The organism is Methylovorus mays, assembly GCF_020531915.1.
Taxonomy (GTDB): Bacteria; Pseudomonadota; Gammaproteobacteria; order Burkholderiales; family Methylophilaceae; genus Methylovorus; species Methylovorus mays.
Map to the genome: position 1 here is coordinate 716,368 of NZ_JAJAVG010000008.1, position 24,127 is coordinate 740,494.

20 protein-coding genes and 1 tRNA gene are annotated in these 24,127 nt (G+C 56.5%); 18 read left to right on the forward strand and 3 right to left on the reverse strand.

Translation table 11 applies throughout. The annotated features are described in order from the left end of the window. The 12 genes from LG203_RS13730 to LG203_RS13785 all read left to right on the forward strand — a co-directional run bounded on the left by LG203_RS13730 (window position 1) and on the right by LG203_RS13785 (window position 11,681). On the forward strand, window positions 1-1,143 hold the full coding sequence (locus LG203_RS13730; protein ID WP_230346274.1) for a DegT/DnrJ/EryC1/StrS family aminotransferase: 1,143 nt from the start codon (window positions 1-3) through the stop codon (window positions 1,141-1,143). 33 nt (window positions 1,144-1,176) lie between these two features. Continuing rightward, a complete protein-coding gene (locus LG203_RS13735) occupies window positions 1,177-1,401 on the forward strand; it encodes an acyl carrier protein (protein WP_230346275.1) in 225 nt (74 codons plus the stop codon). A gap of 24 nt (window positions 1,402-1,425) precedes the next feature. After that, complete coding sequence (locus tag LG203_RS13740) at window positions 1,426-2,478, forward strand: ketoacyl-ACP synthase III (protein WP_230346276.1); 1,053 nt, start codon at window positions 1,426-1,428, stop codon at window positions 2,476-2,478. Next, on the forward strand, window positions 2,475-3,239 hold the full coding sequence (locus LG203_RS13745; RefSeq protein WP_230346277.1) for an SDR family NAD(P)-dependent oxidoreductase: 765 nt from the start codon (window positions 2,475-2,477) through the stop codon (window positions 3,237-3,239). The genes LG203_RS13740 and LG203_RS13745 overlap by 4 nt, the downstream gene beginning before the upstream one ends. Before the next feature lie 2 nt (window positions 3,240-3,241). Continuing rightward, a complete protein-coding gene (locus LG203_RS13750; protein WP_230346278.1) occupies window positions 3,242-3,895 on the forward strand; it encodes a NeuD/PglB/VioB family sugar acetyltransferase in 654 nt (217 codons plus the stop codon). A 4-nt stretch (window positions 3,896-3,899) separates the two neighbouring features. After that, window positions 3,900-5,204, forward strand: a complete 1,305-nt coding sequence (locus LG203_RS13755) for an FkbM family methyltransferase (protein ID WP_230346279.1) — start codon at window positions 3,900-3,902, stop codon at window positions 5,202-5,204. Between the two features lie 7 nt (window positions 5,205-5,211). Then, a complete protein-coding gene (locus LG203_RS13760; protein ID WP_230346280.1) occupies window positions 5,212-6,327 on the forward strand; it encodes an aromatic ring-hydroxylating oxygenase subunit alpha in 1,116 nt (371 codons plus the stop codon). A 4-nt stretch (window positions 6,328-6,331) separates the two neighbouring features. Further along, window positions 6,332-8,827, forward strand: coding sequence for a methyltransferase domain-containing protein (locus LG203_RS13765; RefSeq protein ID WP_230346281.1), 2,496 nt, complete (start codon window positions 6,332-6,334; stop codon window positions 8,825-8,827). Further along, window positions 8,824-10,638 (forward strand): FkbM family methyltransferase, encoded by a 1,815-nt coding sequence (locus tag LG203_RS13770; protein ID WP_230346282.1) that lies wholly within the window; start codon window positions 8,824-8,826, stop codon window positions 10,636-10,638. The genes LG203_RS13765 and LG203_RS13770 overlap by 4 nt, the downstream gene beginning before the upstream one ends. Window positions 10,639-10,757: 119 nt before the next feature. Then, window positions 10,758-10,964 carry a CsbD family protein gene (locus LG203_RS13775; RefSeq protein WP_230346283.1) on the forward strand — a complete coding sequence of 69 codons (207 nt, stop codon included), beginning with the start codon at window positions 10,758-10,760 and terminating at the stop codon, window positions 10,962-10,964. 16 nt (window positions 10,965-10,980) lie between these two features. After that, window positions 10,981-11,508 (forward strand): hypothetical protein, encoded by a 528-nt coding sequence (locus tag LG203_RS13780; RefSeq protein ID WP_230346284.1) that lies wholly within the window; start codon window positions 10,981-10,983, stop codon window positions 11,506-11,508. Window positions 11,509-11,607: 99 nt separating this feature from the next. Further along, window positions 11,608-11,681 (forward strand) — tRNA-Gly (locus LG203_RS13785). Window positions 11,682-11,740: 59 nt separating this feature from the next. Here the strand turns inward: LG203_RS13785 and LG203_RS13790 are convergent. From LG203_RS13790 to LG203_RS13800, 3 genes are all read right to left on the reverse strand, one after another. Then, window positions 11,741-13,162, reverse strand: a complete 1,422-nt coding sequence (locus LG203_RS13790; RefSeq protein WP_230346285.1) for an exonuclease domain-containing protein — start codon at window positions 13,160-13,162, stop codon at window positions 11,741-11,743. 20 nt (window positions 13,163-13,182) lie between these two features. Next, window positions 13,183-13,479 carry a hypothetical protein gene (locus LG203_RS13795; RefSeq protein WP_230346286.1) on the reverse strand — a complete coding sequence of 99 codons (297 nt, stop codon included), beginning with the start codon at window positions 13,477-13,479 and terminating at the stop codon, window positions 13,183-13,185. Window positions 13,480-13,573: 94 nt separating this feature from the next. Next, the gene (locus tag LG203_RS13800; protein ID WP_230335709.1) at window positions 13,574-13,738 is read right to left on the reverse strand and encodes a rubredoxin; all 165 of its coding nucleotides are present in this window, start codon (window positions 13,736-13,738) and stop codon (window positions 13,574-13,576) included. A gap of 136 nt (window positions 13,739-13,874) precedes the next feature. On the opposite strand from LG203_RS13800, the gene thiD reads away from it, so the two are divergent. The 6 genes from thiD (at window position 13,875) to hemE (ending at window position 24,089) form a co-directional block, all read left to right on the forward strand. Next, window positions 13,875-14,705, forward strand: coding sequence for a bifunctional hydroxymethylpyrimidine kinase/phosphomethylpyrimidine kinase (gene thiD / locus LG203_RS13805; RefSeq protein ID WP_230346287.1), 831 nt, complete (start codon window positions 13,875-13,877; stop codon window positions 14,703-14,705). Next, the gene (thiE, locus tag LG203_RS13810) at window positions 14,692-15,318 is read left to right on the forward strand and encodes a thiamine phosphate synthase (protein WP_230346288.1); all 627 of its coding nucleotides are present in this window, start codon (window positions 14,692-14,694) and stop codon (window positions 15,316-15,318) included. Before thiD ends, thiE begins: the two co-directional genes overlap by 14 nt. Further along, complete coding sequence (hemL, locus tag LG203_RS13815) at window positions 15,315-16,601, forward strand: glutamate-1-semialdehyde 2,1-aminomutase (protein ID WP_230346289.1); 1,287 nt, start codon at window positions 15,315-15,317, stop codon at window positions 16,599-16,601. Before thiE ends, hemL begins: the two co-directional genes overlap by 4 nt. A 252-nt stretch (window positions 16,602-16,853) precedes the next feature. Then, on the forward strand, window positions 16,854-21,530 hold the full coding sequence (locus LG203_RS13820) for a glutamate synthase-related protein (RefSeq protein ID WP_407665409.1): 4,677 nt from the start codon (window positions 16,854-16,856) through the stop codon (window positions 21,528-21,530). Next, a complete protein-coding gene (locus LG203_RS13825) occupies window positions 21,531-22,958 on the forward strand; it encodes a glutamate synthase subunit beta (protein WP_230346291.1) in 1,428 nt (475 codons plus the stop codon). Between the two features lie 66 nt (window positions 22,959-23,024). Then, a complete protein-coding gene (gene hemE, locus LG203_RS13830) occupies window positions 23,025-24,089 on the forward strand; it encodes a uroporphyrinogen decarboxylase (RefSeq protein WP_230346292.1) in 1,065 nt (354 codons plus the stop codon). Window positions 24,090-24,127 lie beyond the last annotated feature (38 nt).

Consider the following 24,127-nt stretch of genomic DNA (forward strand, 5'->3'; position numbering starts at 1 on the left):
ATGCAAACATCGTCCGGTATTCCACTGCTGACACCGCAACTGCCTGACCGGGCTGCCTTGCAGCCTTATCTTGAGCGCATAGACCACACTCGCCACTACTCCAACTTTGGTCCTCTTGTGCTAGAACTGGAGAGCCGTCTGGCCAGCCGTTTTTCTGACCAGGGTAAGCAACCACTCGAAGTGGTCACCGTCAGCAGTGCCACTGCCGGACTTGAGCTGGCCCTGACCAGCCTGGATCTGCCACCCGGCTCGCGCGTGCTGGTACCTGCATTGACCTTCGTCGCCAGCCTCACCGCCATATTGCGCGCCGGGCACCTGCCGGTTATCTGTGATATAGACCCGCACAGCTGGCTGCTCACGCCTGATATTGCAGAAGCCTGCATCGCCAGCAGTGATGCCAAGGCGATTATTGCCGTCGCCACCTTCGGCCAGGCGCAGGACACCTTGCGCTGGCAAGCGCTGCAGCAGAAAACCGGCGTCAAGGTCGTGATTGATGCCGCCGCCGCCTTTGGCAGCCAGTGGCTGCTCACGCCGGACATTCCCGTCGTCTTCAGCATGCATGCCACCAAATCGCTGGCAGCGGGAGAAGGCGGATTTGTCGTCACTGGCAACAGCGAGCAGCGGCAGATGATCAAGGAGCTGAGCAATTTCGGCATCAATCTCAACCCGGATACCCAGCATCCGGTCGGCCATCTCAGCTATGCGGGCACCAATGCCAAGCTGTCGGAATATCATGCGGCAGTGGGACTGGCCAGCCTTGACACCTGGCAGCAGCAGGCCGATGCCAGACAGGCGATCTACCATCGCTATCAGCATTTGCTGCAATCCATGTGTGGAGAAACGCTGGTCTGGCAGCACGGACCATTGCCCGCGGCCCCCACAACGTTCAGTGTGCGCGTAGGTTCAGATGCACGGCGAATTAAACTTGAGCAATTATGTGCCGTACAAGGTATAGGCACGCGACGCTGGTATCAGCCGCTACTACACCGGCATGCGGCCAAGGTAGGGCCTATCCTGCACTTGCCGACACCCGTGGCTGAAGCCGTAAGCTCAGACTTGATCGGCCTGCCGTTTTCACCCTTTTTGCAGGATGGACAAATGCAGGAAGTGGCTGCTAATGTGCTGGCCGCAGTAAGCGACTGATACAACGTATAACAATATAACTTAGGGAATATTATGGACAGCATCGAAGACTTCATCGAAAAATTCAATGGCGCGGTGGACTTTCAGGAGCCAGTGGAGATTACCGCCAGCACCCAGCTACACACCTTGCCAGAGTGGGATTCACTGGCTGCACTCGGCGTGATCGTCATGTTCAGCATGGAATACAACAAGACCATCAGTGGCGAAAACCTGAAAAACTGCAACACCATCGCCGACTTGCACGCGCTCAGCGCCTAACCTCTTCACGCTCAGGATCCTGTTATGGCCCAGTCCACCTTGCACAATGTCCGTATTGCCGGTGTCGCTTCCTGCGTACCCCGACAGACTGTCTCCAACCTGGACTGCCCGCCAGAGCAAGTCTCCATGCGTGAACGCCTGGTACGGAATATCGGCATTGCATCACGCCGACAGTCGCCAGCCGGGTTGTGTTTCTCCGATCTGGCACAGCATGCCGCAGAAAAGCTGATACAGGATCTGGGCTGGAACAAAGACGACATTGATGCGCTGATTGTGGTGACCCAATCGCCTGATTATCCTTACCCCGGTAGCGCCGTTATCCTGCAGGACCGCTTGGGCCTGCCCAATAGCTGTCTGGCATTCGATATCAATCTGGGATGCTCCGGCTACCCTTATGGCCTCTATGTCGTGGGCAGCATGATCTCGGCAGGCAAGCTGAAAAAAGCCCTGCTGCTGGTCGGTGACAAATCCACCAACCCCAACTCGCAGGATCAGGGCTTTGCCGTGCTGTTCAGCGACGCGGGCACCGCCACCGCGCTGGAGTATGACGAATCCGCTCCACCAGCCTATTTCGACCTTTACTCGGATGGCTCGGGTTACAAAGCCATTTATTGCCCTGCTGGCGGTAACCGCAACCCCTTGCTTCCCGAGTATCTGGAACCCAAGGCAGGCGAAGACGGTGTCATTCGTCGCCAGGTTGATATCGTGCTGGATGGCCCGGCCATCCTGAATTTTTCCACCACCCGCGTGCCACCGGCAGTGGATGCCTTGCTGGCGCAGGCCGGCTTGGGCAAGGAGGATGTGGACTGGTACCTGTTTCACCAGGCCAACAAAATGATCAACGAAACCATACGCAAAAAACTGGGCCTGCCGCCTGAGCGTGTTCCTTCCACCCTGTACGACTTTGGCAATACCAGTTCCGCCTCCATTCCGCTGACCCTGACCATGCACGCGCGTGAAACCATGCTGCAAAAACCGCAGCGCCTGCTGATGAGTGGGTTTGGCGTGGGGCTATCCTGGGCCAGTTGCATCCTGCAAATAGAGGGCGCCGTATTGCCGGAGCTGATTGAAGTATGAGCACCACGGCTTACAACCCCTTTAGCCTGAGCGGCAAACGCATTCTGGTTACCGGTGCCAGTTCCGGCCTGGGGCTGGCAACCGCCATTGCCTGCGCCCGCATGGGAGCAGAAGTGATTGGCGTGGGGCGCGACCCCGAGCGTCTGCAATCTGCCTTGCAGGCACTGCAGGCCATCTCCCCATTGCAACATCAGATGCTGTCCGCCGAACTGACGGACGGCGCTGCCCGCGATGCCCTGTTGGCCCAGATCACGACGCCGCTCAATGGTGTTGTGCATGGTGCTGGCATCTCGCGCCTGAGCCCGGTACGCATGATCACCGAAGCGCATCTGCGTGAAGTGCAGGCCGTGAACGTCGAAGCCCCCACCTTGCTGACCCAGGGTTTGTTGCGCAAAAACCTGATCGCGCAGGAAGGCTCCATCGTCTTTATCTCCTCGATTGCGGCCCATATCGGCGTCGCTGGTGTCGCCGCCTACTCCGGCACCAAGGCCGCCCTGATCGCCATTACACGCTGCCTGGCCATGGAGGTGATCAAGCGTCGCATCCGCGCCAACTGCCTGTCACCCGCGCTGGTGGAAACCCCGTTGCTGGATGCCACTGCCGCCATTACCGGCACCATCGAGCAAGAGCGCAATAATTATCCTCTGGGGTTCGGCAAGCCGGATGATGTCGCCCATGCGGCGATTTTCCTGCTATCGGATGCCAGCCGCTGGATCACCGGCACCACCATGGTGATGGATGGCGGACTCACCATCAGCTGACCATGAGCCATCAGCGCCATCGCAATCTGCTCATCGTAGGGGCTCGCGGCTTTGGCCGTGAAGTGCTCAATTACATCGAGAATGACAATCCGCTGTTCACGGTAAAAGGCTTTCTGGACCAGAACGTGAATGCGCTGGCGGGCTATGACCGCGATGTCGGTGTCGTTGGCGATCCCTTCACCTATCAGCCGCTGGAAAATGAAGCCTTTATCGCTGCTCTGGGCGATCCTCAGCAGCGCTTCAAATACACCGCCACCTTGCGCGATGTGCATCATGTCGATTTTGCGACCGTGGTACACCCGCGCGCCAATGTCGCCGCCCACAGCCGCATGCGACATGGCTGCATCATTGCGCCCAATGTCGGCATTTCATGCGATGTGGAGATAGGCGAGTTCACGCATATTCAGGAATACACCGTCATCGGCCACGATGCCCGCATCGGCAACTGGTGCCAGATCAACTCGCATTGCACCATCGCAGGTGGTGCCCAGATCGGGCATTTCGTCACCATACATCCCAATTGCGTGATCACCGCCAACGCCAGAATTGGCGATGGGGTAACCGTAGGGGCAGGCAGTGTCGTTATTGGGAAAATTCCCGAAGGTGTCACCATATTAGGCAATCCCGCCAGACGATTTACATTTACTTCTGGATAACCTCATGTTTCCATTTCTTCACGAACAAACACTTAAGAATGAGCTACTTCAACTTGGAAGCTCATTAGCCAATCCCGCCGCCCGGTTGCCCCAATGGCTGGACAAATCTCCGCAGAGCTTACTGAAAGAAAGCAAATTCATCGTCTGTGGCTCCGGTTGCCGTTCAGAAATCCGGGTGCTGGCGCAGCAAGCGAATGTGATTGCCATTGTCGATGATTTCCTTAAGCAACCAACTGTGTTCGGCATTCCGGTCATCCGTTCTGATGAGTGGATACAGCGTTGCCGCGAAGACCGGGCTATTGTTTCATGCATCCTTACGCCAAATGGCCGGGCGTTCCAGCACTTCACCAAACTGGCGACTCAGTGGGAATTGCGCACCCTGCTTCCCCTGCAGTTTCTGCATATGCTGGAAGAGTGCAACATCGACAGAAAAGGGGAAACCGGGCGTTTTTTCTGGTATGGCTATGAATTTTTTACTTACACCCTGGAACACCTGGATCGCCTGCTGGAGATACCAGCACTGTTTGAGGATAGTTATTCCAGGATCTCATGGCTATCCATCCTGCTTTATCGCATGACACTGAATCCCTTTTACCTGGAAGGCTGCGCTGTAGGCAGCGGCGGTGGGCAATATGTGTTGAACGGCTATGGCGTCAACAAGCAGTTTTTCAAATTTTCAGATGATGAAGTCTATGTGGATGGCGGTGCTTTTACTGGCGACACCATTGCCTCGTTTCTCAATGCCTGCAATGGAAAATTCAAGCACATTCACTCGTTTGAGCCTTCGCATGACCACAATGTGCAAATCAGAAACCGCTTGCGAACTCTGCAGCATGAATATCTTAAACCGCTGGCCAGCAGCATTACCTTGCACGAAGCCGGGCTCTGGGATAGCAAAACCACACTGGAATTCAACCCCAGCCAAATCGTTGATGACTTCGATATCACCAATCATGTGCAATCCAAATCCGCCCATATGGTGGACTCAGGCATCATCAATCACATCTATGATGACCACGTGGAAAGAAACGCCGCCATTCAAGTGCCCGTAGTCACCATAGACGAGGCCACCCATGGCGAAGCGACTTATCTGAAATTTGAAATTGAAGGGTCTGAATTAAAGGCCCTGCATGGCGCGGCAGAAACCATAGCACGCAATCGCCCTAAAATGGCGGTGTCCATTTATCACAAGCCTGAAGACTTGATCACGCTGACTGAGTATGTCATTGCCACCGGCCAAAATTACAAACTTGGCTTCAGGCAGCACAACTCTCTGGCTCCAGATGGTATGGTGCTTTATTGCTATTGATATCCAGATGACTACCGGCCTCATACTTCCCGATTTTTACCGCAATCCTGCGCACCTGGCTCATGAGTACAACGCGCTGTTCAAGGCCGCGTGGAACTTCGTCGGCATGCGCTTCGAACTGGAGGGCGGCCTGCATCGCGGCATAAAAGTGGCTGATACCGACTTGCTCATCCAGCTGGATAAATCAGGCAAGCCTCGCGCGTATCGTAATGTATGCTCCCACCGTCATGCCCAGCTTTGTGATCAGGGTTTGCACCATGGCCCCGTACGCTGCCCCTACCATAGCTGGACTTACGACCGCGAAGGCATACCGGTCGGCATTCCGCAGCAGCAAGCTTTTCCAGAGGTGGTTGCGAACCCGGCGGCTTATCGCCTGCAGGAATTTGCCTGTGAAGTAGCGGGCCAGTTCATATTTGTGCGATTAAGCGAAAACGGCCCCAGCCTGCAGGATTATCTGGGGGAGGAATTTGACTTTCTCTGCCGTGCATCCACCGGCATGACCAGCGTGCATGACGAGTTTCGCCAGGAGGTAGAAGCCAACTGGAAAGTGGTGATCGAAAACTCGCTGGAGGGCTACCATGTCCCCGCCGTGCACAACAAAACCTTCATGCAGGTGGAGGGCATGCAGCGCGGTTATGAAGCGCCGGTAGATCACCTTGAACATCCCTTGCACTCGCACATCGTCCATCCCGCCGATCCGGAATGGCTGGCCAGCTTTGAGCGCCGGGTGGAACCCAAGCTGGGAAAATGGCATTGGCGCTTTGCCAATTACACGCACCACCTGATTTTCCCCAACCTGACCGTCACCTCATTCATGGGCTATAGCTATCACGTACAGCGCTTTGAACCGACAGCCGTTGACCGCACCACCGTGCATTCACGATCCGTTGGTGTCGGTTTTGAAGGGCAGTCCGCAGTTGGTGCAAAAATGCTGGAACAAATCTACAGCGACAGCAAACATTTTACTGAGCGCGTGTTTGGGGAAGACGGCGACATTTGCAAAGCGGTACAGCTCGGCCTCAACAGCGCGGTCAATCCAGCCGTTATCGGCAATGGCATCGAATCGCGTGTCGCCCATTTCCATCGCGCCTATCAAGCCATGCTTCACGCAGAGGCCGCATAACATCTTGATTTCGAATATCCAGTTTTTACCCGACTTGCTGCGCAACACGCGCGCCTTCGCCGAAGGTTTTTATGACCTGGTGCGTGAACCCATCCTGCAAGGTTGCGGCATCCAGGCCGGGGCCTCTCCCGAAAGCCGTTTTGCTCACTGGCTGAAACCGGGGTTTTCTGTTGAGACTTTTCGCGAGCTCAGCGGCTGGGACGAGTCGGATATTGAAAACAGCTGGCTACGCCATTACTTTGCCCTGCCCACCAGCGCGGCTGACTATCTGCTCGCGCATTTGCCGGCAGATACGCTGATTCTCTCGTTTGAAATGCCGCCCTGGCTGTCTGATCTACTGGATCGCCAGCAGATCCCGTATCTCGATATCCGCGTGTCACCACTGCGCTTCGGGCGCGACCTCTATATTGCCTTGCGCACCCATCAGGGTAACCTCCGTCAGCGGCTACAGGCTTATGTGGTGAGTGCGGAAGAACTCAGACTGGAGGCGGCAGCCCTGGCGGCGTCCGTGCGCATGCATCAGCAGCGGCTGGAGGAATCTGGCCGCTACCCGCTGGATCTCGACAATACTCTCGTCTACATCGGGCAAGCGCCTTACGATGCATCGCTGTTATCCGACAAGCATTCCACCGCCCTGCGCTGCACCGACTTCGCCGACCAGCTGCGCGAGCTGGCCCAGGGGCGGCGCCTGCTGCACAAAGCCCATCCGTTTGCAGCGGATTTTGCGAAGGAAGAACAACGTGCGCTTGCCGAGATCACCGGCCAGGCGGTCGGCACCTGCTACCAGAATGCCTATCAGCTCCTGAGTTGCGCCCACGATGTGGAACTGGTGGGCATTTCGTCGGGCATGCTGCAGGAGGCCAGCTGGTTTGGCAAACAGGCCCATACGCTGTTCCGGCCTGTGGTGCCGCTTCCATTGGCGGATACGCCCCTTTCTACTCAGGATTTCCTGCAAGTCCATTTCGAAGAGTGGCTGTCGCCAGGCTTCTGGCATGCCGTACTGACGCCTGAAAAGCCCGCTCCACGCCTGCTCAAGCTGCCGACCGTACAACATCACCATGCCCGCCAATCGCTGGATCAGTGGTGGGACTACGCCAAGGTGATGACCTGGGAAAAATCACTGCCCATCGAATCTTTTGAACGCACAGGCGGCATCTTGCTGCGGCAACGCATTGAGGCGCTGGAGCAGGGGCTGCTGCAAAATCGCAGCATGGTGGTGGATTGCGATGAAGGCAACGAGGTGTATTGGCCATCCTCTGCCAGAATGCGCGGCAAAATCACCATACGCGGCCGTGGTAACCGGGTCATCATTGATGAGCAGGTGGACTTTGACGCGACCATCGACATTACGGGCGACCATAACGGCATCGTAGTGGATAGAGACGTACGCATCGCGGGCAAGATCTACGCTTCGGGTTCTGGTGGCATGCTCCGGCTGGGTGCGGGCTCGACCTTTACCCGTGTCATTATCAAGTGTCATGAGGGCAGAAACATTCTCATCGGCAGGGACTGCATGTTTTCCAATGAGATTGAGCTGCGCACCACCGATGGCCATGCCATCGTTGATCCTGAAACCGGCATGCGGCTGAATCCTGCGCAAGACATCGTCATTGGCGACCATGTGTGGGTGGGGAAGGGCGTCACCATCCTCAAGGGCGGGCAGATTCCGGGCAATACCATTGTGGGGGCCGACTCCCTCGTCAATGGCATTTACACCCAAAGCCAGACCCTGCTGGCTGGCAAGCCAGCCCGTATCATCAAAGAGCATGTCACCTGGCAGCGCGAACTGAAAAACAGCTTTAGTCAGGCCGAGCTGGAGGCATGGAAACGGACACCAGCGCCAGCAGAGGCAACGTCTCCGACGCTGGTTAACGATGACTGGGAACGCGCCAAACAGCTTGCCCTGGAAAAATTCGCCCAACAGCCTCAAGCCTTTGGCCGCGGGCAACTTTATCAAGGCCATGAGGCATGGGCGTTAGCTGGGCAACGCCCAACACTCTCACGTTTGCAGGCGTATGGGCTTGACCCGTATCTCTTGCCTGAGCACAAGGTGCTGGATATTGGCTGCAATCTTGGGCTGATGGGCATGGCCTTATCTCCCAGGATCGCGCGCTACCATGGCATAGACAGTAACCCGGCATTGATTGAAATCGCGAGAATTCTGGCGGCAGGCCGCGGCATCAAGAACTGTGAATTTCAGCATTGTTCATTCAACGACCTGATGCAAACATCGCCAGAGCCTTACGACATGGTGCTGTCCTTTGCAGTCCATGTCTGGATAGGCTTGCCGATGGCGCAATACGCTGCCCAACTCAAAACACTGCTCAAGCCGGGTGGCACGCTGATTATCGAAAGCAATAATCTGGCGAGCAATGATCAATCCTTTTTCTCCGATATTCAGGTCTTTCTGGATCATGGCTATATCCTGCAGAAACAGGGCATGCTCAAGGATGACGGCATCATAGAGCGTGGCTTCTGCATTTTCCGATGTGGGCAATGAGCAAGGCACCCACCATCCCCCAACTTGAATCAGGTGACGAAGCGGCATTACTGGCCCAGCTTGCCGCCCGCTACAGCTTGTTCGGGACGCTTCATGAAGCAGAAACCCACTGGCAGCAAGCCCTCGCGCTGGACCCATCTCCGAGCAGCTGGTGGCTGGAGTTGGCCAGACTGCAACGCGCCCATGTTCCGGAGCTGGCCCGCGAAAGCTATGCCCAAGCGATTGCCCGGGGCTGCCCGCATGCCCGTGTTGAGGCCATGCCGCTCAGCCCTGATATCAACATACAGTATCGCAACAGCCTGGATATCTGGACGGGCAATCGTCTCGATATCGCCGTCAAATTACTGTATGCGCTGAATTTTCTGGGCCAAGCGCAAGACGATGCGCTGTGCGTGCGCAGCCTGTATCGCGAGCATATCCAGCAGCGCACATCGGGAAGAGAGCCCGGCTCGCACAGCAAGCTCAGCGTGGAGGATTATGAGCGCAGCTTTCAGCAGCTGATCCGCCAAATGCAGACGCAGGGATTCCATGCCCATGCGGCGATCCCCGTCTCTGCTACCGGCCGCATCCTGAATGGGGCACACCGCCTCGCCGCTGCGCTGGCGCTGGGTATCCAGAATGTACCCACCTTTGTAGTGGAACATGAAACGGTTTACGACTGGGATATGCGCTGGTTCTTACAGCATGGTTTTCAGCCACCCGCGCTTAATGCCATGCTCAAATGCTGGCTGGAGACCAAACAGCACAAGGCAGCCGGATGGCTTCTGCTAGAAATGCCACCACGTCAGCCGACAAGCCTGACCACCATCATGCAATCCCGCGTAATCGCATGGCGCGAACTATGGCTGCAGGATAGCCATGCCCTGTCCGGTGCAGGCTTTACTGGCAAGCACACTGGCGATGCCGGGCTGACCCTGCGCTTCTTTCTGCTGGAAGGGGAGCAGGCTGATCGCACACACCTGCTCAATACGCTGCAACAGGCAGGGGAACATGCCATGATTTCCAGCAGTGAGGATCAGGCAGGTATCCTCACCAGCCTGCTGCTGGATGAATCGCAGATTGATCGCCTGCATGGTCATGCTTCCGTGCCGGATAAACGCATGGCATGGGCCACTAAAAATATGCCCTTGGCGAGCTTGAAGGCAGCTGTACCTGCTCCCGCGGCAAAATGGGAAAACCTTCGTCTGCTGGAGGGGATAAACACGGTGATTGATGTAGGCGTTGCGTATGGCACTCCCGCCCTCTATCGCCACTTCCCGCGGGCCCATGTCGTTCTGATAGAACCCGTGCCGCATTTCCGGGAACCAATTGCTGCCTTGCGCAAGACGCTGGCGAGTAGTGACTATATTGAGCTTGGCCTGGGCAGCGCGCCTGCCACGGCAACGATCAACTATCGCCACGATGCGCCAATCTTAACCTCGCTACTGGAAAGCAGCGCCCTCCGTGACAACGGTCATGAAGAGATAGAACCCATCACCATCCAGCTGACGACCCTGGATCTTTTGCTTCCTGGCCTGCCCCATCTGCCGTCGGACATTCTGCTCAAGATAGATAGTGAGGGCTACGAGCTTGAGATTCTCAAGGGTGGCATCGAGGTCTTGCCTACGATCAAATATCTGATGCTGGAGGTTTCCGTTATCAAGCGTTTTGAAGCTTCCTATAGCTGCACCGAACTTATGCAGTTTCTTCAACAGCAGGGGTTTGTTCTGTTTACCTGCCTGTCTGCCAGCGTTGACACTGAAGGCTATTGTCGGGTGATAGATGCCATTTTCATCAATAGCCGATACCTCGACACCACTACCGCCGCCTGATACGTCGCGTTAATTTTCACTGACACGGTTTTTGGCGGTTGACTGACTGCCAGCCCACATTCATCGCTCTATGATTTATTCGTGTTCATTCATTCCAACATGGATTAAAGGAGATCAGCATGAACTGGGACCAAGTAGAAGGTAACTGGAAACAACTCAAGGGCAAGGTGCGTCAGCAGTGGGGCAAGCTCACCGACGACCAGTTTGATCAGATCAAGGGTAACCGTGAAATGCTGTCAGGCAAGTTGCAGGAGCTCTACGGCATTTCCAAGGAAGAAGCCGAAAAACAGATTGAAAGCTTCAACCGCGACTGTACCCGGCATTAAGCTTGAAGGAGCATGCATGCAGATTCAGCATCTGATTCGTCATGCCAGCCTGCTCCTGTTGCTGATGGGCTCGGTCGCCAACGCGGCCCCCATCAGCAAACCCAACTATGAAGCGGGCAAGGTACGCGTGCAGGAGACCTATCAGCAGGCAAAAGCCCTATGTGACCATGTGAGCGGCAATGACAGCGAAGTATGTCTTGAGCAGGCACGCGCCAACCGCAATATCGGGCTGGCAGAACTGGAAGCGCAGTTCAAAGGCAGCCAGGCAGCCTGGATTGAAGCCGAGCAGGAAAAAGCCGAGTCCAATTACAACGTGGCCAAGCAAACCTGCCAGGGCATGATAGAAGAGGACACCAAGCGCGTATGCATCAGCAAGGCCAGGGGTGAGCGCGACAGTGCATTTAACGCCATCGCCGCGGAACGCATGCCCGACAACCGCGCCGAAGCCCAGCTGGATGATGCTCTCAAGAAATGTTCAGCCTTGAATGGCAATGAGCAGAATGCCTGTCGCGAACAGGCAAAAAAGCGCTACGGCAAAAGCTGAGGCCGTACCCTCGAATCCAAACCAGGCGTGAGCCCGCCGAATAAATATGCAGGATTCGTTTGCAACGACACCAGCCCGCCATTTAGAATACGACCCCATGCGGGCGTAGTTCAATGGTAGAACGCTAGCTTCCCAAGCTCGATACGCGGGTTCGATTCCCGTCGCCCGCTCCAGTTTTTGTGCATGCCTGCAAGATCAGCCGGCTGCTACCCCACCCAACATTCCCTCTCTACTACACGCTGGAAGAAACCATGGTTGTGCCTGTGACCAGGCATTTGATATGGGCACTGGCTTTGGCGAGCTCCCTCAGCAGAAGCTTGTAAGTATCCAGATCAAACATCAGATCGGCCCTCGCGCTGGCGAGGCTGTGCAGGCTGGCTTCATCGTCAACGCTACCCAGCGCACACCAATGTTCAAACACATGCAGCTGGCTTTGTCCGGTGAGGGGATTTCGCTCCTGAATACCGATCTTGCCCGGGTAGGGCCAGGTTTTCATGCGGTGGGCGGCGAGCGCCTGCTGCAGGCGCAGGTAATGCAATTCTGCCGCTTCCTTGCCTGCGCATACCCCTTTGCATTTGCGGAGTTGGTGGGCAAAGCAGGGACCTTTGCCGCTTTCCAGACCCAGCACTTTGGGGCAAAGGGCATGGTTCTCGGCAATCTGCCGCAAGACCTCCACCGCTTGGCGCTTGCTGCGAAAGGTACCAAACAGTTGCCCCAATTCTGCCGGGTTGATTTCGTCTTCACGCACCAGCGTAAGCAGGGGTCTGGCGTCATGACTGGCCGCCAGTCGCCAGGAGCATAACTGACGCTCGCGCCGCAACTGGCGGTTGTAGATGGGCTGGCGTTCTTTTACCAGACGTGACTCCAGCATCAGGGCGCCAAATTCACCTGCGGTTTCTATCCACTCAATATGCTTGACCTCTTGCGAGATACGCATCTCCTTGGTGGAGGCATGGTCGCCACTGAAATGCGACAGCACACGACTACGGATATTGATGCTTTTGCCTATGTACAAAGGCAGCTGGTTATCGCCATAAAACAGATAAACGCCGGGGCCTTCGGGAATATCGTCCAGGATGCTGGCGTCGATCCCGCTGGGCAGGGTATGGCCTTTGAGCAATTCACGGGCGGCTTGCGCAATGGCTACAGGACCCAGCTCCACTTCCGCTGAATGCAGAAAATCTACCAACGCCACGACATCGCCCATGGCGCGGTGGCGGGCGCCGCATTGCAGGGCGTGGCGCTGGATGATGCTATCCAGACTGTGGCTGCGATGTTGCGGATAGAGTTTGCGCGAGAGCTTTACCGTGCACAGCACTTTTTGTCGCAGGTCTATGCCGATACGCTTGAATTCATTTTTAAGGAAACCGTGATCAAAGCGGACATTGTGTGCACACAGCACAGCCCCTTCGAGATGATCGAGCAGCTCACCTGCAACCTCCCTGAAGCGGGGGGCGCTTGCCACCATGCCATCGTCTATGCCGGTCAAGCGCTGGATAAACGGGGGAATGGCGGTCTCGGGATTCACCAGCGTTTGCCAGCGGCTGACTTCCTGACCGTTTTCAAAGCGGATCAGGGCGATTTCAGTGATACGGTCTACCAGCGGCGTGGCGCCGGTGGTTTCCAGGTCGAGCAATACGTAAGCAGGTAACATCCGGGCGAGCTACTCTTTCCTTATTCAATACGGTCGGCAGAGGTTTCGGGCAGCCCCAGCTCCTGGCAGGCCAGCCGTTTGGCGGTTTTGATCATCGAATCTGAAAACATCGTGATGTCGGCATCCGCCAGCGCAATTTGCTGGTATTTCTGCAAGGCCAGTTCAAACGGCGCCTGGTTGATCATCTCAATCAGCTGCATGTAGCGGTCACGTTGCCTGGTATCTTTGCTGCCCGTTATCTGCAGGTGGATGTTTTCCAGATGCATGGAAAAATAAGCCACAAACTCCAGCTGAAAACTGTTTTGAATATCGGTCATGAGAGATAGCGCAGATGCTCAACCACGACTAGCGTAGCGACTGGTGAAGAAGGGTAGCAATGAGATTTCACCAGCGCAGGCAAGTTCAGCATGCTCAGATTTCGATCATTTCGAAGTCTTCCTTGCGGGCGCCGCATTCCGGGCAAGTCCAGTTGGGGGGCACGTCTTCCCAGCGCGTGCCAGGCGGAATGCCATCTTCAGGACAGCCTTTTTCTTCTTCGTACAGCCAGCCGCAAATATTGCACATCCATGTTTTCATGGGCTTTTCTCCTCGTTTATTGTTAGCGGGTAATTTAAGTTAAAATAGCATTCTTGATAGCAGAACCAGCGCTCTGTCAGCGCCTCTAAGCATCTCACCGCCCACCTTGATACGGTCAACACCCGGAACCAACACCATGAACCTGATGCCCCCTACCGTGATGACCTTTGCCGCAACCGATCCCAGCAGTGGCGCAGGCTTGCAGGCGGACCTGCTGACCTTGGCCAGCATAGGCTGCCACCCGCTTTCTGTTGTGACAGCAATTACTGTACAGGATACCGTGGGCGTCGAAAATGTCATGATGTTTGATGCCGACTGGGTCAATGACCAGGCGCGTACCATCCTCGAAGACATGCAGGTTTCTGCCTTTAAAATCGGCATGCTGGGTAGCGTGGAAAATGTCGCTGTTATTGCTGAAATCGTCGCAGATTACCCAGATGTCCCACTGCTGATCGACCCTATCTTATCCTCTGGCCGCGGCGATGAACTGGCAAATGAAGAAATGCAAGCGGCCATGATAGACCTGCTGTTCCCCCAAGCCACCATCATTACGCCGAATAGCCTGGAAGCCCGTCGGCTGGCGTTTCACGACGATGATTCCGATGCCATCGAACATGCCTCGCTGGACGAAAGCGCTGACCGCTTGCTGGGCATGGGCTGCGAATATGTGCTGATCACCGGCACCCACGAACGCTCACAGGAAGTCATCAATACGCTGTATGGCGAAAGCGGCCTGATCAAAGCCTATAACTGGGAACGCCTGCCAGGCAGCTACCATGGCTCTGGCTGCACCCTGACTTCCGCCATTGCCGCCTGCATTGCACACGGGTTGTCCATAGAGGAAGCGATTCTTGAAGCGCAGGAATACACCTGGAAAACCCTGAAATACGGGTTCCGTCCGGGCATGGGCCAATACATTCCTGATCGCATGTTCTGGGCAAGGGATGAAGAGGATGACGCCAATTAAAGGGCTGTACGCTGTCACCCCGGACCTGGACGATACGGAGCGGCTTTGCGAGATGGTTACGGAGGCTATTCTTGGCGGTGCGACGCTGGTGCAATACCGCAACAAAGAAGCCGGGCACGTGCTGCGCATTGCGCAGGCGCAAGCCTTGCTCGCCATCTGCAGGCAACATGGCGTACCGCTGATCATCAATGATCATGTGAAACTATGCTTGGCGCTGGATGCCGATGGGGTGCACATCGGCGGTACCGATGGCGATATTGCGGCCACGCGCCAGCGCATCGGCAACAAGCTGCTGGGCGCCTCCTGTTACAACCGCATCGACCTTGCCCTGCAAGCACAAGCCGCTGGCGCCGACTATGTCGCGTTTGGTGCCTGTTTCAGTTCGCAAACTAAACCGCAGGCACCTGAAGCGGCGCTCAGCCTGTTCAATATGAATCCGGCATTGACCGTGCCCAAAGTCGCCATCGGCGGCATCACGCTGGACAACGCGCCTCAGGCCGTTGCCGCCGGTGCCGACATGCTGGCGGTGATTGGCAGCCTGTGGGGATCCTCCGATATCCGCCATACCGCCCAACAATTTTCCCGACTTTACAATGGACCGAGCTCATCATGACCTCTCGTAACCAGCAACTCTTCGAACAATCCCAAAAACTCATTCCCGGCGGCGTCAATTCGCCCGTTCGTGCCTTTCGCTCTGTCGGCGGTACGCCAGTGTTTTTCAAGCGTGGCGCTGGCGCCTGGCTGTGGGACGAAGATGACAAAGCTTATGTGGACTATGTGGGCTCCTGGGGGCCTATGGTGCTGGGCCACGCCCACCCGGAGGTGATCGAGGCCGTGCGCACAGCTGCGGGCGACAGCCTGTCGTTTGGTGCACCGACCGCGCGCGAGCTGGACATGGCCGAGCTGGTAAGCAAGCTGGTCCCCAGCATGGAACAGTTACGGCTGGTCAGCTCCGGCACCGAAGCCACCATGAGCGCCATTCGCCTGGCGCGGGGCTTCACTGGTCGCAGCAAGATCCTCAAGTTCGAAGGCTGCTACCACGGCCATGCCGATGCCCTGCTGGTGAAGGCAGGCTCCGGCCTGTTGACCTTTGGCACGCCAAGCTCGGCAGGCGTGCCTCCTGAAGTCGCCGCGCATACGCTGACGCTGGAATACAACAACATCGCCGCCGTGGAACAGCTGTTTGCGGAGATTGGCAACGAAATTGCTTGTGTGATTGTAGAGCCGGTCGCGGGCAACATGAATCTGATCGCTCCGGCAGCCGGTTTTCTGGAGGCGTTGCGTGCGCAATGCACCCAGCACGGTGCGGTGTTGATTTTTGACGAAGTCATGACCGGTTTCCGCGTGGCGCTAGGTGGCGCTCAGGCGCGCTATGGCATTACCCCGGACCTGACAACACTGGGCAAAGTCATAGGCGGAGGCCTGCCAGTAGGGGCTTTCGGCGGTCGGCGCGACATCATGCAGTGTCTTGCGCCCGTTGGCCCGGTCTACCAGGCAGGCACCTTATCTGGCAATCCGGTAGCTGTCGCCGCTGGTATGGCCACGCTGAAGCTGATACAGGCACCTGGCTTCCACGCAGCGCTGGAAGCCAGCACCCAGCGCTTTGTGCAAGGCCTTGCAAATGCAGCAAAAGCGCACGATATTGAATTTAGTGCACAAAGTGTGGGCGGAATGTTCGGCATTTATTTCAGCGCCGAGGTGCCGCAAAGTTATGCGGATGTCATGCAGTCTGACAAAGAAGCCTTTAACCGCTTCTTCCATGCCATGCTGGATGAGGGCGTCTATCTTGCACCTTCGGCGTTTGAGGCGGGGTTTGTATCGGCAGCGCATGGCGACAAGGAAATCGACCTCAGCATCGCCGCGGCAGAAAAGATTTTTGCCAACTGGAAAAAGTAAGCCGCTTTAACTGCATAGGGTTTCATGCTTTTTTAGCCCTATGTGATTGAACTTATAACCCTTTAACGGTAACATTGAAGGTTCCGCTAAATATTTTATGGCCCAGCGATAATTTCGGCCACGCAGGACAGCAAGCACCAATAAAAAACTCCACGAAACCCCTCGATTAGCGCGACGGGATGAGGGAAGAACAAGGCGCCCGGTTCTAGTTAGTGCCTTTAAAGATGCAGTGTCGAAAGATGAGATGGAGACATGAGTTTGGTAACGCGAGTGAATACGCCAATGAATGAAACAGCAACAGTGACGAACCCTGAAATGCAGGGCCTTTACAATCCGGGCAATGAACATGACGCCTGTGGCGTCGGCATGATCGCGCACATCAAGGGCAAAAAGAGCCACAAGATCGTGGAGCAGGGCTTGCAGATTCTGGCTAACCTGACCCACCGTGGCGCTACCGGATACGACCCCAAGCTGGGCGATGGTGCCGGTATCCTGATTCAGTTGCCCGACGCCTTCCTGCGCAAGGAAGCCGCCAAGCTGAGCATCAACCTGCCAGCCGAGGGCGAGTACGCCTGTGGCATCGTGTTTCTGCCCCAATCGCAAAACGGTCGCGAAGCCTGCGAGTCGATCATTGCCCGCATCGTGCACGAAGAAGCGCAGACCCTGTTGGGCTGGCGTGATGTGCCACGCGACAACAGCAATATCGCCGATGCTGCCCGTGCGGTTGAGCCTGTCATGCGTCAGGTATTCATTGCGCGCGGCCCGGCCACAGCCGACCAGAACGCCTTCGAGCGCAAGCTGTTCGTTATTCGCAAACGTGTTGAACATGCCGTTCGCGCACTGAAGCTGGAAGACGGCAACCAGTTCTACATTCCTTCCTTGTCCTCACGCACCCTGGTTTACAAGGGCATGCTGCTGGCAAATGAAGTTGGCGTGTATTACCAGGACCTGCAGGACGAGACCATGGTGTCCGCCCTGGCACTGGTACACCAGCGCTTCTCTACCAATACCTTCCCAGCCTGGGATCTGGCGCACCCATTCCGCATGATTGCCCACAATGGTGAAATCAACACCATGCAGGGTAACGTCAACTGGATGGCTGCCCGCCACGAATCCATGCGCTCCGCCCTGATGGGTGAAGACCTGGAAAAACTGTGGCCGCTGATCGTGGAAGGCCAGTCCGACTCCGCTGCATTCGACAATGCGCTGGAACTGCTGGTCGCTGGCGGCTACTCATTGCCGCACGCCATGATGATGCTGATTCCGGAAGCTTGGTCCAGCAACACGCTGATGGACGAAGACCGTCGTGCTTTCTACGAATACCACGCTGCGCTGATGGAGCCATGGGATGGCCCTGCCGCCGTGGCCTTTACCGATGGCCGCATGATAGGCGCCACGCTGGATCGTAATGGCCTGCGTCCCGCCCGTTATCTGATTACCGATGATGACCACGTCATGCTGGCATCTGAAATGGGTGTGCTGACCTTCCCGGAAGAAAAAATCGTCAAGAAATGGCGTTTGCAACCCGGCAAGATGTTCCTGATCGACATGGAACAAGGCCGCATTATCGACGACGCTGAAGTCAAGCAAAGCCTGGCACAAGCCAAGCCATACCGTGAGTGGATTGAAAAATCCCGTTACTTCCTGGGCGATCTGCCCAAGGTAGAAACCAAGCTGGAGCTGAATGCCAACCTGCTCGACCTGCAACAAGCCTTCGGCTACACGCAGGAAGACCTCAAGTTTGTATTGCAACCCATGATCACCAATGGTGAAGAGGGTGCGGGCTCCATGGGTAACGATAGCGCCCTGCCGGTGCTGTCCAACAAACCCAAGCCGCTGTATACCTACTTCAAGCAGCTGTTTGCGCAGGTGACCAATCCGCCTATCGACCCGATCCGCGAAGAGCTGGTCATGTCGCTGGTCACCTTCATCGGTCCCAAGCCTAACCTGCTGGGTATTGATGAAACCAATCCACCTATCCGCCTGGAAGCAAGTCAGCCTGTATTGACGCTGGACGAGCTCGAACAGCTGAAAGCCATCGACAGCCTGACCCAGGGCCGTTACCGCACGCTGACACTGGACATCACCTATGCTGCCGCACAAGGCAAGCAAGGCATGGCTGCCGCGATTGAATCCCTATGCAAAGCTGCGGCTGATGCCGTGCACAATGGCTTCAACCTGCTGATCCTGTCTGACCGTCAGGTAAGTCCTGACCGTATCGCCATTCCGGCCTTGCTGGCCTGTTCTGCCACCCACCAGTCCCTGGTACGCGCAGGCTTGCGCACCAATACCGGCCTGGTTATCGACACCGGCTCTGCCCGCGAAGTGCATCATTTCGCGCTGCTGGGCGGTTATGGCGCCGAAGCGATCTGCCCATGGCTTGCGTTTGAAACCATCAGCAACATGATGACCACAGAAGGCAAGGGCGGCGACATCAAGGAAGGTCACAAGAAATTCGTCAAGGCGATTGGCAAGGGCCTGCACAAGGTCATGTCCAAGATGGGCATTTCCACTTACCAATCCTACTGTGGCGCGCAGATTTTCGAAGCCATCGGCCTCAATAGTCCATTTATTGCCAAATACTTCACCGGCACGGCCACTACCATTGAAGGCATAGGCCTGAATGAAGTGGCGGAAGAAAGCCTGCGCCAGCATCAATCCGCGTTTGGTAACGATCCGGTTCTGAGCAATGCGCTGGAAGCGGGCGGCGAGTATGCCTTCCGTGTACGCGGTGAAGAGCATATGTGGACGCCTGATTCCATTGCCAAGCTGCAACATGCCACCCGCACCAATAGTGCCAGCACTTACAAGGAATACGCCAAGCTGATCAACGACCAGACCCGCCGTCACATGACGCTGCGCGGCCTGTTCGATATCAAGTCAGCCGGCGCACCTGTGCCGCTGGAAGAAGTGGAACCCGCCAAGGAAATCGTCAAGCGCTTTGCCACTGGCGCCATGTCGCTGGGCTCCATCTCCACCGAGGCCCATGCCACGCTGGCTATCGCCATGAACCGTATTGGCGGCCGTTCCAACACCGGCGAAGGTGGTGAAGATCCCAAGCGCTTCATCCCGGTGGCCAAGGCCAGCTCGCTGGCAGAAGTGCTGGGCAAGGATCGCATTGAGAAAGATGTGCCCATGCTGGCAGGTGACTCCCTGCGCTCCAGCATCAAGCAGGTGGCGTCTGGTCGTTTCGGTGTTACCGCTGAATACCTGGCAAATGCCGATCAGATTCAAATCAAGATGGCGCAAGGCGCCAAGCCAGGTGAAGGCGGTCAGCTGCCAGGTCACAAGGTGAGCTCTTATATCGCCCAGTTGCGCTTCTCGGTGCCGGGTGTTGGTCTGATTTCGCCACCACCGCACCATGATATTTACTCGATTGAAGATCTGGCTCAACTGATCCATGACCTCAAGAATGCCAATCCCAAGGCTTCGGTATCCGTCAAACTGGTATCGGAAACCGGTATCGGCACCGTTGCCGCCGGTGTGGCAAAAGCGAAGTCCGACCATATTGTGGTGGCAGGTCATGACGGTGGGACCGGTGCATCGCCGATTTCCTCCATCAAGCATGCCGGCACGCCATGGGAACTGGGCCTGGCCGAAACACAGCAGACGCTGGTGCTGAACCAGTTGCGCGGCCGCGTGGTTGTTCAGGTGGATGGCCAGATGAAAACCGGTCGCGACGTCATGATAGGCGCGCTGCTGGGTGCCGATGAGTTCGGCTTTGCCACGGCGCCGCTGGTGGTTGAGGGCTGTATCATGATGCGCAAGTGTCACCTCAACACTTGCCCGGTCGGTGTGGCCACCCAGGATCCGGTCCTGCGCCAGAAATTTACCGGTCAGCCAGAGCACGTCGTGAATTACTTCTTCTTCGTTGCTGAAGAAGTACGCGAACTGATGGCCAACATGGGTATCCGCAAGTTTGAAGACCTGATCGGCCGCGCTGATCTGCTCGACATGCAAGCGGGCATTGACCACTGGAAAGCCAGTGGCCTGGATTTCACCAAGGTATTCCACCAGCCCAAGGTTGATGAAACCGTGTCTCGTCGCAACAACGAGACGCAAGATCACGGCCTGGTAAAGGCGCTGGACAACAAGCTGATTGCCCAGGCAGGCAACGCGGTGGAAAAGGGCGAGAAGACCGTCATCGAGACGCCTATCGTCAATACCAACCGTACCGTGGGCACCATGCTTTCGCATGAAATTGCCCGCCGTTATGGCCGTGCCGGCTTGCCTGACGACACCATCACCGTAAAGCTGAGCGGCACCGCAGGGCAGAGTTTTGCTGCCTTCCTGACGCAAGGCATCACCTTCGAACTGACAGGCGAAGGCAACGATTACGTGGGCAAGGGCCTCTGTGGCGGCCGCATAGTAATCAAGCCGCCCAAGGCGTTCCGTGGCATACCGGAAGACAACATCATCGCGGGTAATACCGTGATGTATGGCGCCACCTCCGGCCAGAGCTATTTCAATGGCGTGGCAGGCGAGCGTTTCTGTGTGCGTAACTCGGGTGCCACCGCGGTGGTCGAAGGCGTGGGTAACCATGGCTGTGAATACATGACAGGCGGCACAGTCGTTGTGCTCGGTCAAACTGGCCTCAACTTTGCAGCCGGTATGTCGGGTGGCGTGGCTTATGTGTACGACATCGATGGCATGTTCGCCAAGCGTTGCAACATGAGCATGGTCAGCCTGGAAGCCGTTGAAGCGGCTGGTCACGCGCCTGCTGGTGCCGGTCACCACATGGGTCAGCACGACGAAGCCACGCTGAAATCGCTGATTGAAAAGCACGCCGAATACACCGGTAGCAGCCGCGCGAAGGCAATACTGGCAGATTGGGATCAGGCACGCGCCAAGTTCATCAAGGTGCTGCCAAATGAATACAAGCGCGTTCTGAATGAACTGGCTGCTGCAGAAAAGAAGGAAGCCGCATAAATGGGCAAAGTAACAGGATTTATGGAATATGGCCGTCTGTCCGAGGCCAACCTGCCAGTCAATGACCGGGTCAAGAATTACAAGGAATTCGTTCTTCACCTGAGCGATGACCAGGCCAAGACCCAGGGTGCTCGTTGCATGGATTGCGGCATTCCGTTCTGTATGAGCGGCTGCCCGATCAACAACATCATTCCTGACTGGAATGACCTGGTGTATCGCCAGGACTGGCGCAATGCGATTGACGTGCTGCACTCCACCAATAACTTCCCCGAGTTTACCGGCCGTATCTGCCCGGCACCCTGTGAAGCGGCCTGTACGCTGAACATCAACGCTGATGCCGTTGGCATCAAGTCGATTGAGCACGCCATCATCGACAAGGCTTGGGAAAACGACTGGGTGAAGCCTCAGGTTCCTGCCAGCAAAACCGGCAAGAAAGTCGCCATCGTTGGCTCCGGCCCGGCAGGCCTGGCAGCGGCACAACAACTGGCCCGCGTAGGCCACGACGTGGTGGTGCTGGAAAAGGAAAGCCGCATTGGTGGCCTGTTGCGCTATGGCATCCCTGACTTCAAGATGGAAAAAAGCCATATTGATCGCCGCATGGAGCAAATGCGCGCGGAAGGCGTTGAATTCCGTACTGGCCAGCATGTGGGCGAAAACGTCAGCGCTGAACAGCTGACCAAGGAATTTGATGCGGTCATTCTGGCCGGCGGCGCCGAATATCCTCGTGACTTGCCCGTGCCTGGCCGTGCGCTGGACGGTGTGCATTTCGCCATGGATTTCCTGACACCACAAAACAAAGTCGTCGCTGGTGATACGATTCCCAACCAGATCATGGCAACCGGCAAGCATGTGGTTGTGATTGGTGGCGGTGATACCGGTTCCGATTGCGTAGGGACTTCCAACCGTCATGGTGCGGCCTCCATCACGCAGTTTGAACTGATGCCGCAACCGCCTGAAAAGGAAAACAAGGAACTGGTATGGCCGAACTGGCCACTCAAGATGCGCACTTCCAGCTCTCATGAAGAGGGCTGTGATCGCGACTGGTCGATCACTACCAAGGAATTGATTGGTGAAAACGGCAAAGTCGTCGCACTCAAGGGCGCACGTGTAGAGTGGAAAGAGGGCAAGATGGTCGAGATTCCAGGTTCCGAATTCACCATCAAGGCTGATCTGGTGCTGCTGGCCATGGGCTTTGTCAGCCCGGTACAAAAGGTACTGGACGCATTTGGCGTTGAAAAGGATGCGCGCGGCAATGCCAAGGCAACCACCGATGGCGAAGGCTGCTATGCCACCTCCTCTGCCAAGGTATTTGCTGCTGGCGACATGCGCCGCGGTCAATCTCTAGTGGTATGGGCCATCCGCGAAGGGCGCCAATGCGCGCGCGCCGTCGATGAGTTCCTGATGGGATCATCCACCCTGCCAAGATAAGGCTAACTAGGCATGACACAAGGGGATACCGCTGGTATCCCCTCATTTTTTTGAAAAGCCCCCACCATGACAGCACTCAAGAACGACACCTTCTTACGCGCACTTCTGCGGCAGCCTACTGATTACACCCCTGTCTGGATGATGCGCCAGGCCGGGCGCTATCTGCCGGAATACCGTGCCACGCGCAAGAATGCCGGCAACTTCCTGAGCCTGTGCAAAAACACCGACTTTGCCACCGAAGTCACCATGCAGCCATTGGACCGTTATCCGCTGGATGCCGCCATCCTGTTTTCCGATATCCTGACAGTCCCCGATGCGATGGGGCTGGGGCTGTATTTCGTGGAAGGCGAAGGCCCGAAGTTTGAACGCCCGGTGCGCGACGCAGCCGCGATTCACAAGCTGCATGTGCCGGACATCGCTGCTGATCTCGGCTATGTCACGGATGCGGTCAGTCAGATACGCAAAACGCTGGATGGCCGCGTACCCCTCATAGGTTTCTCCGGCAGCCCCTGGACGCTCGCCACCTATATGGTCGAAGGCCAGGGCGGCACCGATTTCCTCACTATCAAGAAAATGGCATATGCCGAGCCTGCGGTGCTGCATCATTTGCTGGACATCACCGCGCAAACCGTCACGCTATACCTCAATGCCCAGATTGAAGCAGGTGCACAGGCCGTGATGATTTTTGATTCATGGGGCGGCGCGCTTTCGCATAATGCATATCGCGAATTCTCCCTGGCCTACATGGAAAAAATCGTGGCGGGCCTGATCAAGCAACGCGACGGCAAGCCAGTCCCCAGCATCGTCTTTACCAAAGGCGGCGCCCTGTGGCTGGAAGCGCAGGCGTCCATAGGCGCAGATGCATTGGGATTGGACTGGACGGTGGATATTGGCGAGGCCAGAAAGCGCGTTGGCGGGCAAGTGGCGCTGCAAGGCAATATGGACCCGGCGATCCTGCTCTCGACCCCGGAAGCGATTGAAAAGGAAGTCGCCAGCATACTGGCGAGTTATGGTCATGGTCACGGCCATGTATTCAACCTCGGCCATGGCATCACGCAACATACCCCCCCAGAAAATGCGGAAGCCATGATCAAGGCCGTGAAAGCCCTAAGTCCGCAGTACCACATTTAAATCAAGAAGACGCCCTGGGTTCCTGCTAGCGCGGCGGT

Excerpts from the sequence above, each read along its gene's own strand:
- LG203_RS13730 (WP_230346274.1), top strand. The coding sequence starts at position 1 with ATGCAAACATCGTCCGGTATTCCACTGCTGACACCGCAACTGCCTGAC.
- LG203_RS13735 (WP_230346275.1), top strand. The coding sequence starts at position 1,177 with ATGGACAGCATCGAAGACTTCATCGAAAAATTCAATGGCGCGGTGGAC.
- LG203_RS13740 (WP_230346276.1), top strand. The coding sequence starts at position 1,426 with ATGGCCCAGTCCACCTTGCACAATGTCCGTATTGCCGGTGTCGCTTCC.
- LG203_RS13745 (WP_230346277.1), top strand. The coding sequence starts at position 2,475 with ATGAGCACCACGGCTTACAACCCCTTTAGCCTGAGCGGCAAACGCATT.
- LG203_RS13750 (WP_230346278.1), top strand. The coding sequence starts at position 3,242 with ATGAGCCATCAGCGCCATCGCAATCTGCTCATCGTAGGGGCTCGCGGC.
- LG203_RS13755 (WP_230346279.1), top strand. The coding sequence starts at position 3,900 with ATGTTTCCATTTCTTCACGAACAAACACTTAAGAATGAGCTACTTCAA.
- LG203_RS13760 (WP_230346280.1), top strand. The coding sequence starts at position 5,212 with ATGACTACCGGCCTCATACTTCCCGATTTTTACCGCAATCCTGCGCAC.
- LG203_RS13770 (WP_230346282.1), top strand. The coding sequence starts at position 8,824 with ATGAGCAAGGCACCCACCATCCCCCAACTTGAATCAGGTGACGAAGCG.
- LG203_RS13775 (WP_230346283.1), top strand. The coding sequence starts at position 10,758 with ATGAACTGGGACCAAGTAGAAGGTAACTGGAAACAACTCAAGGGCAAG.
- LG203_RS13780 (WP_230346284.1), top strand. The coding sequence starts at position 10,981 with ATGCAGATTCAGCATCTGATTCGTCATGCCAGCCTGCTCCTGTTGCTG.
- LG203_RS13790 (WP_230346285.1), bottom strand. The coding sequence starts at position 13,162 with ATGTTACCTGCTTACGTATTGCTCGACCTGGAAACCACCGGCGCCACG.
- LG203_RS13795 (WP_230346286.1), bottom strand. The coding sequence starts at position 13,479 with ATGACCGATATTCAAAACAGTTTTCAGCTGGAGTTTGTGGCTTATTTT.
- LG203_RS13800 (WP_230335709.1), bottom strand. The coding sequence starts at position 13,738 with ATGAAAACATGGATGTGCAATATTTGCGGCTGGCTGTACGAAGAAGAA.
- thiD (WP_230346287.1), top strand. The coding sequence starts at position 13,875 with ATGAACCTGATGCCCCCTACCGTGATGACCTTTGCCGCAACCGATCCC.
- thiE (WP_230346288.1), top strand. The coding sequence starts at position 14,692 with ATGACGCCAATTAAAGGGCTGTACGCTGTCACCCCGGACCTGGACGAT.
- hemL (WP_230346289.1), top strand. The coding sequence starts at position 15,315 with ATGACCTCTCGTAACCAGCAACTCTTCGAACAATCCCAAAAACTCATT.
- LG203_RS13820 (WP_407665409.1), top strand. The coding sequence starts at position 16,854 with ATGAGTTTGGTAACGCGAGTGAATACGCCAATGAATGAAACAGCAACA.
- LG203_RS13825 (WP_230346291.1), top strand. The coding sequence starts at position 21,531 with ATGGGCAAAGTAACAGGATTTATGGAATATGGCCGTCTGTCCGAGGCC.
- hemE (WP_230346292.1), top strand. The coding sequence starts at position 23,025 with ATGACAGCACTCAAGAACGACACCTTCTTACGCGCACTTCTGCGGCAG.